10 protein-coding genes are annotated in these 12,642 nt (G+C 66.8%); 3 read left to right on the top strand and 7 right to left on the bottom strand.

Translation table 11 applies throughout. The features are described 5' to 3' along the window. Positions 1-26: 26 nt before the first annotated feature. The 5 genes from CGZ91_RS10540 to CGZ91_RS10520 are packed head-to-tail and all read right to left on the bottom strand — an operon-like array spanning position 27 to position 6,239. Positions 27-884, bottom strand: a complete 858-nt coding sequence (locus CGZ91_RS10540; protein ID WP_094454948.1) for a GNAT family N-acetyltransferase — start codon at positions 882-884, stop codon at positions 27-29. Positions 885-888: 4 nt separating this feature from the next. Further along, positions 889-2,034: a flavodoxin-dependent (E)-4-hydroxy-3-methylbut-2-enyl-diphosphate synthase gene (gene ispG, locus CGZ91_RS10535; protein WP_094450231.1), complete on the bottom strand. Its 1,146-nt coding sequence runs from the start codon at positions 2,032-2,034 to the stop codon at positions 889-891. A 33-nt stretch (positions 2,035-2,067) separates the two neighbouring features. Beyond that, positions 2,068-3,363: a M50 family metallopeptidase gene (locus CGZ91_RS10530; RefSeq protein WP_094450232.1), complete on the bottom strand. Its 1,296-nt coding sequence runs from the start codon at positions 3,361-3,363 to the stop codon at positions 2,068-2,070. After that, on the bottom strand, positions 3,360-4,559 hold the full coding sequence (dxr, locus tag CGZ91_RS10525; RefSeq protein WP_094455011.1) for a 1-deoxy-D-xylulose-5-phosphate reductoisomerase: 1,200 nt from the start codon (positions 4,557-4,559) through the stop codon (positions 3,360-3,362). The genes CGZ91_RS10530 and dxr overlap by 4 nt, the downstream gene beginning before the upstream one ends. Positions 4,560-4,610: 51 nt before the next feature. Beyond that, complete coding sequence (locus tag CGZ91_RS10520; RefSeq protein WP_094454946.1) at positions 4,611-6,239, bottom strand: right-handed parallel beta-helix repeat-containing protein; 1,629 nt, start codon at positions 6,237-6,239, stop codon at positions 4,611-4,613. A gap of 135 nt (positions 6,240-6,374) precedes the next feature. Between CGZ91_RS10520 and CGZ91_RS10515 the strand changes: the two genes are divergently transcribed. Continuing rightward, positions 6,375-7,259, top strand: coding sequence for an Fpg/Nei family DNA glycosylase (locus CGZ91_RS10515; protein ID WP_094450234.1), 885 nt, complete (start codon positions 6,375-6,377; stop codon positions 7,257-7,259). A 47-nt stretch (positions 7,260-7,306) separates the two neighbouring features. Here the strand turns inward: CGZ91_RS10515 and CGZ91_RS10510 are convergent, their stop codons facing one another. Next, positions 7,307-8,482, bottom strand: a complete 1,176-nt coding sequence (locus CGZ91_RS10510; RefSeq protein WP_094450235.1) for an RtcB family protein — start codon at positions 8,480-8,482, stop codon at positions 7,307-7,309. A 205-nt stretch (positions 8,483-8,687) separates the two neighbouring features. On the opposite strand from CGZ91_RS10510, the gene CGZ91_RS10505 reads away from it, so the two are divergent. Further along, positions 8,688-10,307: a type 2 periplasmic-binding domain-containing protein gene (locus tag CGZ91_RS10505; protein ID WP_094454944.1), complete on the top strand. Its 1,620-nt coding sequence runs from the start codon at positions 8,688-8,690 to the stop codon at positions 10,305-10,307. Positions 10,308-10,463: 156 nt separating this feature from the next. On the opposite strand, the gene gdhA is transcribed toward CGZ91_RS10505, so the two are convergent. Next, on the bottom strand, positions 10,464-11,813 hold the full coding sequence (gene gdhA / locus CGZ91_RS10500) for an NADP-specific glutamate dehydrogenase (RefSeq protein ID WP_407670866.1): 1,350 nt from the start codon (positions 11,811-11,813) through the stop codon (positions 10,464-10,466). 175 nt (positions 11,814-11,988) lie between these two features. On the opposite strand from gdhA, the gene rpiB reads away from it, so the two are divergent. After that, a complete protein-coding gene (gene rpiB, locus CGZ91_RS10495; protein ID WP_094454942.1) occupies positions 11,989-12,459 on the top strand; it encodes a ribose 5-phosphate isomerase B in 471 nt (156 codons plus the stop codon). Positions 12,460-12,642: the final 183 nt, after the last annotated feature.

Here is a 12,642-nt window from a genome sequence, read left to right as displayed (position 1 = left end):
CGGACTCGGCGCTGGGGAGCCGACGTTCAGTAGAGAATAGTGGCGAACTCGCCGGTCTCCTGGAAGCCGACCCGCTGATAGGTCTTGCGGGCGGGAGTGTTGAAGTCGTTCACGTAAAGCGACACCACCGGGATCTGTTCGCGGGCCATCCGCACCACCGACGCCATCGCCGGCGCCGCCAGCCCCTGGCCACGGTGGTCGGGGTCGATCCAAACGCCCTGCACCTGACAGACGGCAGCGGTCACCGACCCCAGGTCGGCCTTGAAGACCGTGGCTCCGTTGTCGACGATCCCGAAGGCGGAGCCGGTGGCGATGAGGTTGCGGACATAGAACTTGTAGCTGTCGGGGTTGTCCGGGGTGACCGGGCTGGTGCCAACTTCCTCGGTGTACATCGCCACCGCAGCCGGATAGTAGGCGGCCAAATCCTCGTTGCCCATCCGGCGTACCCGCGGATCACCCTCGATGTGGGGATCCTCCTCGATCGTCATGACCGGCTGGTGGGCGCGGATCTCCCGCGGGTTGAGCCAGCTGCCACCCCACCGGTCGATCAACATCCGGTGGAACTTCAACGCCACCTCGGCCGGGCCGGTGATCGAGGAGCAGCGTCGCTGCGGACCGCAGCGTTCGACGTACGCCGCCAGTGCGGCGTCGCTGGCTTCCACCGGCACCAGGTTGGCGCCGGCATGACACAGCGACAGCAGTTGCCCGTCCTCCTCGTAGCCCCAGATCTGGGCGCCGAGCTGAAACTCCTCCAGCCCGGCACGCCGGATCCGCGACGCAACGAACACGCTGTCGACCGGCTGCTGCAGCAGCACCCGGATGACGTCACGCAGATCGTCGTTGTTCAGGATCCTGACCGTGCCGGTCTGGCTGGGGGCGCTCATCTGGTCAGCTCACCGACACCTGCGGCTTGCCCTCACCCAGGTCCATCTCCTCGGCGATCCGGTTGGCTTCGGCGATCAGCGTTTCGACGATCTGGTCCTCGGGCACGGTGCGGATCACTTCGCCCTTGACGAAGATCTGGCCGCGGCCATTGCCTGAGGCGACACCCAGGTCGGCCTCCCGGGCCTCACCGGGACCGTTGACGACGCAACCCATGACGGCGACGCGCAGCGGCACCTCGACGCCGGCCAGACCTTCGGTGACGTCGTCGGCCAGCTTGTAGACATCCACCTGGGCGCGGCCGCAGGAGGGGCAGGAGACGATCTCGAGCTTGCGGGGCCGCAGGTTGAGCGACTCCAGGATCTTGATGCCGACCTTGACCTCTTCGACCGGCGGCGCGGACAGCGACACCCGGATGGTGTCACCGATGCCGCGCGAGAGCAGCGAGCCGAAGGCGACGGCCGACTTGATGGTGCCCTGGAAGGCGGGGCCGGCCTCGGTGACGCCCAGGTGCAGCGGATAGTCGCACTGCTCGGACAGCATCTCGTAGGCGCGCACCATCACGACCGGGTCGTGGTGCTTGACCGAGATCTTGAAGTCGTGGAAGTCGTGCTCCTCGAAGAGGCTGGCCTCCCACAGCGCCGACTCGACCAGCGCCTCCGGGGTCGGCGAACCGTACTTGGCGAGCAGTCGCTGGTCCAGTGAGCCGGCATTGACACCGATCCGCAGCGAGGTGCCGTGTTCCTTGGCGGCGGCGGCGATCTCGCCGACGCGGTCGTCGAAGGCCTTGATGTTGCCCGGGTTGACGCGGACCGCACCACAGCCGGCCTCGATCGCGGCGAAGACATACTTGGGCTGGAAGTGGATGTCAGCGATGACTGGGATCTGCGACTTCATCGCGATGATCGGCAGCGCGTCGGCGTCCTTCTGGGTCGGCACCGCGACCCGGACGATGTCACAGCCCGACGCGGTCAGCTCAGCGATCTGCTGCAGAGTCGCGTTGATGTCGTGGGTCTTGGTGGTGGTCATCGACTGCACCGACACGGGCGCGTCGCCGCCGACCTCGACCTTGCCCACCTTGATCTTGCGGGTGGGGCGGCGCTCAGCGAGCACCGGCGGCGGCGTGGCAGGCATACCCAGGTTGACAGTCATCGCATTTCCTTTGCTTGTTGACCGGGACGTGTGTCAGAAGAGTCGAATGGGAGAAATCAGGTCGGCGAGGATCAGCACCGCACCCGCGATGGCGACAAACCCGCCGACGACGTACGCCACTGGCAACAGTTTGGCGGTATCAACATAACCCGGGTCGGGCCGACCGAACAGTCGGGCGCCGACCCGGCGCAACCACTCCCAGATGGCGCCGGCGATGTGCCCGCCGTCCAACGGCAGCAGGGGTACGAAGTTGAACAGCGCGACGAACAGATTCACCGAGCCGAGCAGCCGGAACAAGGTCGCGACCTTCTCCTCGGTCTGCAGCAGATCGGTCACCGCCACGTCACCGGCTGTGCGGCTGGCTCCGACGATACTCATCGGTCCGTAGACATCACGGGGTTGGCCGGTCACCAGGTCGGCGGCGGTGTTGTAGACCTTCACCGGGAAGCTGACCAGCGCGACCACGCTGGAGCGGGTCATGTCCCACATGTCGTTGGCCGTGGTGATGGGGCCACCGCGGATCAGTTCGGTGGTCGGCGACACGCCCAGGAAGCCAGCCTCGACCATCTTGCTGGGGTCCCACAGGTCGCGTACGCCGGTGATGGCCGTCGGCACGGTGGGCAACGTGACCTGTTGGCCGCCGCGTTCCACCACCACGGTCGCCGGGGCGTCACGATTGTCGCGGATCACGCTCTGCATCTGCTCCCAGTCGCGGATCTGGATGCCGTTGAAGGCCACGATCCGATCGCCGGGTTGGATGCCCATCTGGGCTGCCGGGGTGGCCGGGTCCCCCGCCAGGCAGGTCTGCTCGGCGCGGCCCTGCGGCACGATGCATTCGCTGACGCTCTGGACGGTGGTCTGGGAGCGATAACTGCCGAAGGCCAGGTTGACGCCGAGCAGGATCACGAAGGCCAGGAAGAGGTTCATCATCGGACCGCCGGCCATGATGATGAGCTTCTGCCAAGTCTTCTTCTGGTAGAACAGCCGGCCGTCGTCCTCGGGCTTGATGTCCTCCCACTCGACCTCACGGGCCGAGTCGGCCAGCGACTGGACGATCCCGGAGTTGGACTTGCGCATGTGGCCCTTGTCGTCGGGCGGATACATGCCGACCATCCGGACATAGCCGCCCAGCGGGATCCACTTGAAGCCATACTCGGTCTCGCCGCGCCACCACGACTTGATGGTGCCGCCGAAACCGACGAAGTACTGGGTGACCTTGACCCCGAAGGCCTTGGCCGGCAACAGGTGACCGATCTCGTGGAGGGCCACCGAGGCCATCACGAGCGCGAAGAACAGGACGGCAGCGCCAATGAAGATGACCACCGTCATCGGCGCTCCCCGATGAGGTCGGCGGCCAGGACCCGGGCGGCGCCGTCGGCCGCGAGCACCTGCTCCAGGTCGGGGCTGGCGATGTGGTCGGGCGAGTCGACGTGGACCTCCAGCACCCGCTGGATGGTCTCGACGATGCCGGGGAAAGTGAGTTTGCCGTCGCAGAAGGCGTCCACGGCGACCTCGTTGGCCGCGTTGTAGACCCCGGGTGCGGTGCCGCCGGCGGCGTACGCCTCCCGGATCAGTCGGATCGCCGGGAAGACGTCGTGGTCGATCGGTTCGAAGGTCCACGAGGTTGCCCGGGTCCAGTCCAACGGTTGGGCGGCATCGGCCATCCGGTCGGGCCACCCGAGCGCCAGCCCGATGGGCAGCTTCATGTCCGGCGGCGAGCACTGCGCCATGGTCGAACCGTCGTGGAACTCCACCATTGAATGCACGATCGACTGGGGATGCGCGACGGTGTCGACCTGCTCCAGGTCCAGCCCGTAGAGCAGCGCAGCCTCGAGGACCTCCAGCGCCTTATTGACCAGCGTGGCGGAGTTGATGGTGATGACCCGACCCATCGCCCAGGTGGGATGCTTCATGGCCTGCTGCGGAGTGACCGTGAGCAACCGCTCGGCATCCCAACCGCGGAACGGGCCGCCGGAGGCCGTCACGACCACCCGGCGTACCTCCTCGGCCCGACCGGCGCGCAGACATTGCGCAATCGCGGAGTGTTCGGAGTCGACGGCCACGAGCTGGCCGGGTGCGGCGGCGTCGGTGACCAGTCGGCCACCGATCACCAAGGATTCCTTGTTGGCCAGCGCCAGCCGGGTGCCAGCCGCCAGCGTCGTCAGCGTCGGCACCAGCCCGGCCGAACCGGTGATGGCGTTGACCACCGTGTCGCACTCGTACGCCGCCACCTCCGCGACGGCATCAGGGCCGCCGATGATGCGCGGCAGCTTCACCTCGCCGGCATTCCAGCCCTGATCCTTGACGGCGGCATACAGGGCAAGTTGGACGTCCTGGATGGCGCTCGGGTGGGACAACGCCACGGTGGCGGGGCGGTGCTGCAGGATCTGGTGGGCAAGCTCGGCCGGCCGACTGCCGCTGGCCGCCAGCGCCGCCACCCGGTATTGGTCGGGCCGGTCAGCGATCAGTTCCAGCGTCTGGGTACCGATGGATCCGGTGCTGCCGAGCACGATGACACTGTCCACGTCGGACAGGATACTCACGGCGCCAGCCGATGCCGGCGCCGTGAGTCCGACTCAGCCGCGGGGCCCGACGCGCGGGTTGCGCCGTCCGTCGATCGAAGGCCGCCAGAAGGCGTACACCTGGTGTCCGACGGTATCGGCGATCCAGTTGCGCGGCGCCCGCTCACCTTCGTAGCTGAACCCCTCCTCAAGGCTGTCCAGTTTGCTCGGCAGCAGACCGTAGACCCGGTTGTTGCTCAACGTGCGGTTGGTGGTGCGGAAGGAGGTTTCGTCGTTGGGATTGATGAAGACCGTCGCAGTGGTCGCCTCGTTGACCACGACGTTGTCGCGATAGGTGTAGGTCTGGTCCGAGGTGAAGGAGCTGCTGTTGCGGGTGTGGGTCTCCCAGATCAGTTGCGGGTAGCCACCGGCGGTCTCCCGGTCCGGGTTGACGTAGTCGGGGTGGGTGTCGGGATATTCGACCTCGGGCACCGGCTTGGTCCAGAACGCATTGCGCTCGAAGTTGACCTCGGTGAAGCCGTAGTTGAGGTTGACCAGTCGGCCTCGGCCGCCGATGTCGATGTTCTGGTGCACCTCGATGCCATAGTCCCGCGGCCGCGTACACAGGGTCATCAGGCCGTAGTTGTTGTCGTGGCTGTAGTTGTAGCGCCACACCGTCTCGGGGGAATCCAGATCGGGGTCGAAGGCGCACCCGTCTGCCGTCCCGGCGGACCGGTTCTGGAACACCTCGTTCCACTCGACCACGAAACCGAGGACGCTGACGGTGAACACCGAGTTGCCCGAATGCACCCGCCCGGTCGTGTGGGAAACGATGTTGTGGTGGAAGCTGCCGCCCTCGGCCATCCGGATGATCACGCCGTTGCGGCCGGTGTCGGTGACCCGGTTGTGGCCGATGTCGACGCCGGTGTACTTGACCTGGTCCCAGGTGTAGCCGCGATAGACGGTGTCGGTGCCCGGGGGCAGCTCCTTGTTGCGCAGGTTGCCGTCGATCCAGATGCCGGTCTGGTCGACGCGCTCGACGGTGTTGTCGGTGATGCGGATGTCGTGGATGCGCGAGACCGCCTCGGGAGTGCCGTCCAGCACCACGCCGATTCCGCCCGAACGCTTGCCGTCGTTGGCCGAGGGCTCGATCCGGCCCGCGACGTCGTGGATGAAGTTGTTCTCGATCCGATAGCCGGTGTAGATGGGCTGGGTCGGGTCATCGATCGCGACCAGGACGCCGTTGCGCATGCCCTCGTCTTCGGCGTCGTTGGTGAGTTCGAGATCGCGGACATGGACGTGTTCGGCGTTGTGCACCAGCACGGTCGCGGCCAGCACATCATCGGCGGGCAGCTGGGCATCGATGCGGGGGCGACCCGCCGACCGAGGCCCGTAGGCGCCGATGACGATGGGGGCGTCTTCGCTGCCCGAATCGGTGATGACGAGGTTGCCGGTCCAGCGGTCACCGCGGCGCAGCAGGATGCTGTCACCGGGCTGGAGTGACTCCTGGTTTGCCCGTTCCAGAGTCGCCCAGGCTCGACCGGGACCGAGGCCGGTGGCGTCATCGGAGCCGTCGGCAGCAACGTGGAAGGTACGCCCGGTGGGCGCTTGGGCCTGAGCGGTGAGGGAACTGTTGGTGGCCAGACCGGCCAGGGCAAGGCCTGCTCCGGTCCCGGCCAAAAGGGTGCGTCGGGGGATGGTCATCGGTACTCCTCAGCGTCGACGAGTGGGGTGGACGATGCTCTTTCCCGACACAACCTCTCACCATCGAGGCCGGCCGGCAAGCCTTTTCCCAATTTTGCTTCCGCTCTGGTCAGCGCTCTGCCGTACCATGACGTCATGCCTGAGCTGCCCGAAGTCGAAGGTCTGGCGGAGTTTCTCCGCGGTCGTCTGGTGGGGAGTTCAGTTGCGGCCGTGGAGGTCGGCTCCATCAACGTTCTCAAGACCTACGATCCCCAGCCGACCGCCCTCAACGGCTTGGAAATCACCGCCGTACGCCGGCACGGCAAGTGGCTCGATGTCGACGCGGATGGCCTGCACCTGGTGTGGCATCTGTCGCGCGCTGGCTGGGTGCGGTGGTCGGAATCGCTCAACCCGAAGCCGTTGCGACCAAGCGGTAAGGCGGTGGTCGCGTTGCGGGTCCGCATCGATGACGGCGAAGCCCCCGAGGACGGGTTGCCTGGCTTTGAGCTGACCGAGGCCGGCACGACGAAACGGCTCGCGGTCCACGTGGTTGCCGACTCGACCACGATCCCCCAGATCGCCTCGCTGGGGCCCGATCCCCTGGCTCCCGACTTCGACCGGGCCGCGCTGGCCGGGATCCTGGCCGGGCGCAACCAGCAGCTCAAGGGAGTGCTGCGCGACCAGTCGGTGATCGCAGGCATCGGCAATGCCTACAGCGACGAGATCCTGCACGCCGCCCAACTTTCCCCCTTTGCGATCGCCAGCAGGCTCGAGGAGGAACAACTGGACCGCCTCGACCGCGCCCTGCACGACGTGTTGGACAAGGCCGTTGCCGTCGCGAGCGGCAAGCCTGCCAAAGAGTTGAAGGACGCGAAGCGGCGCGGGATGGCGGTGCACGGACGTACCGGCGAGACCTGCCCGGTGTGCGGGGACGTGGTCCGCGAGGTCAGCTTCGCGGACTCCTCGCTGCAGTACTGCGCCACCTGCCAGACCGGCGGCAAGCCGCTGGCGGACCGGCGTACGTCCAAGTTCCTGAAGTAGGAAGTCTCGGACGTGCGCCGGCCAGCGCGGGGCTGTCGCGTGCCCCCTCAGGTGCCCTTGACGTTGACGATCTGCCGCAGCATGTGGCGCACGCGGACCAGATCGGCCGCATCGGCCATCACCTGGTCGATGTCCTTGTACGCCGCAGGGATCTCGTCGAGGAAGGCTTCGGAGTGCTCGTACTCCACCCCGACCATCGCCGTCGCCAGGTCCTCCAGCGTGAAGGTCCGACGAGCCTTGCTCCGCGAATAGACCCGGCCGGCGCCGTGCGGCGCCGAGTGCAGGGCGAGCGGGTTGCCCAAGCCCTCGACCACGTAGGACGCAGTGCCCATCGACCCGGGAATCAACCCGAGCTGACCCTCCCGCGCTGAGATCGCGCCCTTGCGGGACAGCCACACGTCACGGTCACCGTGCCGCTCCGGCTCGGTGTAGTTGTGATGGCAGTTGATCTCCTCGACCCGCTCGATCTCCACACCGGTCCAGCGGGCAAGCTGGTCGACCATCCGGTCCATCATTTCTTCACGGTTGAGCAGCGCGTAGTGCTGCGCCCACTGCATCTCGCGGATGTAGTGGTCGAACTCCTCGGTGCCCTCGACCAGATAGGCCAGATCGAGGTCACCATCAGGGAGTTCGACTCCCTCCGCCAAGCACTGCTCCCGGGCGACCTTGGTGTGGTGGGTCGCAATCCGGTTGCCCACTCCCCTGCTGCCGGAGTGGAGGAAGAGCCACACCGCACCGGTCTCGTCGAGCGTCACCTCGAGGAAGTGGTTGCCCGAGCCGAGGCTGCCGAGTTGATGCCGCCACGCGCCCGCGTACGCCGAGGGGTCCAGGTCAATGGCCGCAGCACGTGCCTCCAGGTCGGCCAGCCGACGCTGGGTGTGCTCGCGCGTGATCTTCTGGTTTCGACCGCCCGCCGACAGCGGAATGCTGCGGGCAATCTCCTGACGGATCCGTGCCCGATCCTCGGGCAGGTCTTCGGCCTGCAGTTGCGTACGGACCGCCACCATGCCGCAGCCGATGTCGACGCCCACGGCAGCGGGCATGATCGCCCCCTCGGTGGGGATGACCGACCCGACCGTCGCGCCCCTGCCCAGGTGTGCATCGGGCATCAGCGCCAGGTGCGGGTGGATGAACGGCATCCGTGCCGTCCGCTCCGCCTGCTCCCGGGTCTGCGGGTCGATGATCGAGGCCCACGACAGCAGCCTCGATGTGATCTCCTCCATGATCCCTTCGTCCTCTCTGTGATGTCGCCGGCGGCGGCGTCTCAGGGTACGACGACCCAGAACGGGTCGCACCTGATTTCTCGGGACCCATGCAGAAACCGCTCTCATTCCTCACGCGCCGCTTGTCATGATGCGCGAGGTCAGCGAGACTGGCCACGATCACCGCGACGAAACGCACTGAAGCGACACCCCGAAAGGCTTGATCATGTCCACCATCAATCGCCGCACGCTCCTCTCCCTCACCGGCGCCGCCACGTTCGGCATGGCCGCCTGCAGCACCTCTGGTTCCGGCAACGGAGGCACCGGCGGCGGCGCAGGAGGCGGCGATGTCGCCCCTCCCAACCACGTGCCGTTCGGCGATGTGACGCCTGACCTGCCGGGGAATGAGGCCGGCGTCATCAACGGCTACCTCAGCTATCCGCAGCCGCCGGTGGTGCGCGACGGCTTCCCGTTGCCCGAGACCGCGCCGGTCACCGCGCTGATCCAGGGCGATCCGCCACCTGTCCCGCCGGAGAAGAACCCGGTGTATGACCACTTCAAGGAGCAGGCCGGCAACGACTTCGATGCCACCGCCATCATCAGCACCGAATACAACGACCGCTTCCAGGTCACCATGGCCAGCAACGACATCCCTGACCTGGTCCAGATCGGCAGCGTCCCCGAGGTGGAGAAGCTGCTCGAGGCGCGGTTCACCGACCTGACCGAGGTGCTGGCCGGCAGCAGCATCGAGCAATATCCGGCACTGGCCAGCTTCACCGACGCCAACTGGGACGTGGGCCGGGTCAATGGCCGATTGTTCGGCATCCCGCAGCCCCGGCCGCCGGCCGGTCGAGTGCTGCTCACCCGTGGCGACCTGCTGGCCGAGCACGGCATGAGCAATGCCCCCGAACTCAGCGACGGCGAGGACTTCGTCGAGCTGTTGACCACCCTCAACAACCCCGGCGAGCAGGTGTTCGCACTGGGAGGTGACCCCCGCGTCTGGCTGCTGCAGGCACTGCGGGAGATGCACGGTACGCCCTACGTCTGGGATGTCCGCGACGGCAAGTTCGTCCACGAGATGATGACCGAGGAGACAACCGCGGCGCTGTCGGAGGGCGTGAAGATCGTCCAGGCGGGCCTCACCCATCCCAACGCCTTCACCGAGCCCGGCGCCAACCACGGCTGGTATCGATCCGGCGTCACGCCGCTGCTGTTTCAGGGCTTCGTGATGTGGAGCAACTACGCGCGCTCCAACCCCGAATTCGACACCGGCGTCATCCGGCTGCCCAACTGGGACGGCGGCGGCAAGGCCCCGGTCTTCCGTGGCGCGGCCGGCTACGGCGCGTACGTGGCCATCGCCCAGCAGGAGTCCGAGGAGAGGCTGCACGAGATCCTTCGGATCGTCGATTACATCGCTTCCCCGTTCGGCACCCAGCAATACCTCGACATCGCCTACGGCCTCGAGGGCCAGACCTTCGAGTTCGTCGATGGCGAGCCAACCTTCATTGAAGGCAAGTCGGGCGAAGCGCTCACCGGAATCCCCTACATCGGCGGCGGCTCCCAGAACGTGCTCTACATCCCGGGCCGCTCGGACGTGGTGGAGTTGCAACACGCCTATCTGAGCGAAGCCATCCCCAGCGGCACCTCGAACGCCTCCTCCGGACTGTTCTCGGAGACCTCGTCCAGTGACGGGGCCCCGTGGAACCGTCGCCGCAAAGATCTGGAGCGCAGCATCCTGCTCGGCGAGCAGCCCATTTCGGCCTGGGAGGAGTTCACCGCGCAGTGGCGGGCTGATGTCGGCGACAAGATCGCTGGCGAGCTGGAGGAGGCCGCCGCCGCGGGCTGATCGGGGTTGAGCCGCCGGCGTACGCCTGAATCAACGAGCGTGCAGAAACGACGGGCAGATCGAGCACTGTGCAGCTGAGAAGCAGAATGCTTGATCTGCCCGTCGTTTCTGCACGGTCGAGCCCAGCAGGCGCTCAGGCCCGGCTGGTGACCTGGCTCAGATCACACCCAGCGCCAGCACGGCGTCGGCAACCTTGGTGAAGCCGGCGATGTTGGCGCCGGCAACGTAGTCGCCCTCTCGGTCGTAGTCTGCGGCGGTGGTGGCGCACCGATCGTGGATGCCGACCATGATCTCTTCCAGGCGGGCGGCGGTGTCCTCGAAGCTCCAGGCATCACGACCGGCGTTCTGCTGCATCTCCAGCGCGGACGTGGCGACACCCCCGGCGTTGGCCGCCTTGCCGGGACCAAAGAGCACACCGGAGCGCTGGAACACTTCGACCGCTTCCGGCTGGCACGGCATGTTCGCCCCCTCGGCCACCGCCAGGACCCCGGACTCCACCAAGGACTTGGCGTCGGCCTCGTCGAGCTCGTTCTGGGTCGCGCACGGCAGCGCCACCTCGGCGCCGACCTGCCAGATCTTGCCGCCCGGCCGGAACTCCGCACCCGGGCGACGCTCGACGTACGCCGCGACCCGGGCCCGCTCGAACTGCTTGATCTGCTTGAGCAGGTCGAGATCGACGCCGGCCTCGTCGAGGACGTAGCCAGAGGAATCGGAGAACGCGACGACATGGGCGCCGAGTTCCTGTGCCTTCTCGATCGCGTAGATGGCCACGTTGCCTGATCCGGACACCACGACGCGCTTGCCCTCGAGGGTCTGGTTCTTGGTGGCCAGCATCTCGCGGGCAAAGATGACCGCGCCGTAGCCGGTCGCCTCGGTGCGCACCAGCGAGCCGCCCCAGTTGACGCCCTTGCCGGTGATCACACCAGACTCGTAGCGGTTGGTGATCCGCTTGTACTGACCGAACATGTAGCCGATCTCGCGGCCGCCCACCCCGATGTCACCGGCCGGCACGTCGGTGTACTCGCCGAGGTGCCGGTAGAGCTCGGTCATGAAGGACTGGCAAAAGCGCATGACCTCGCCGTCGCTGCGACCGTGCGGATCGAAGTCGGAGCCACCCTTGCCGCCGCCGATCGGCAGCCCGGTCAGCGCATTCTTGAAGATCTGCTCGAAGCCCAAGAACTTGATGGTGCCGAGCAGGACGCTGGGATGGAACCGCAGCCCGCCCTTGTAGGGACCCAGCGCCGAGTTGAATTCGACACGGAAGCCGCGGTTCACGCATACGCGGCCCTCGTCATCGACCCACGGCACCCGGAAGATGATCTGCCGCTCCGGCTCCACGAGCCGGTCAACAACCGCCTCATCGACGTACTCAGGGCGCTTCTGGAGCACTGGACCGAGGCTCGCAAAGACCTCGCGCACGGCCTGGTGAAACTCGACCTCGCTCGGGTTGCGCTTCACGACCTTGTCGAACATCGTCTGCAAGCCAGCGTCCACTTGGGTCCCCATTCTGTCGGTAACCCTGCGAACGTTAGTCCGGCTGCCACCTCCATGGCCACCCGTTGCAAGGGACTGAGACGATCCGCCGCCGGGGAACAGGGCACGCCGGAGCGAAGGCGCGCGCTCCGATCCGCCCTTCGTTCCTCAGATTCGAGCGTGCGGACGGCCGCATTAGGCTGGTGGCATGAAGATCGCCATCGGTTCAGACGCATCGGGCCTCGAGCTCAAGCGCTCCGTCATCCAGCACCTCCGCGACAGCGGCCACGAGGTTCTCGACCACGGTTACGTGCCCGAGGAAGAGTCGACCGCGGAGTACTCCTCGGTGTACGCCCGCAAGGTCGCCCAGAGCATCCTGGACGGCGAGTCCGAGCGTGGCGTTCTGATCTGCGGCACCGGGATCGGCATCTCGATCTCGGCCAACAAGGTCCGCGGCATCCGAGCTGCGGTGTGCTCCGAACCCTTCACCGCTCGTCACACCCGGGAGAACAACGGCTCCCAGATCATCGCCTTCGGCGCCTTCGTGGTCGGTCCGGACATGGGCAACGCCATCGTTGACGCCTTCCTGGGCGCCACCTTCAAGGGCGAGACTGAGCAGATGTACGTGGAGCGTTTCCAGAAGATCGCCGCCATCGAAGACGAGCAGTACGCCGGTTGACCGCCTGCATGACCGCCGGGCCCCCGACCGTCACGGTCGGGGGCCCGGCGTCTCCTCAGCGTCCATTGGGCTCGAGGACCATCAATCGTTGCCGAGCTGCTGCTCGACACTGACCACTCCCTGCAGGCCATCGCGAGCCGGCAGCGCCTTCGCGCTCAGCGCTGCGTACAAACGGCACTTCGG

Origin of the sequence: Parenemella sanctibonifatiensis (assembly GCF_002250565.1) — a bacterium.
Lineage (GTDB): Bacteria > Actinomycetota > Actinomycetes > Propionibacteriales > Propionibacteriaceae > Parenemella > Parenemella sanctibonifatiensis.
This window is presented reverse-complemented; position numbering and strand designations above follow the sequence as displayed.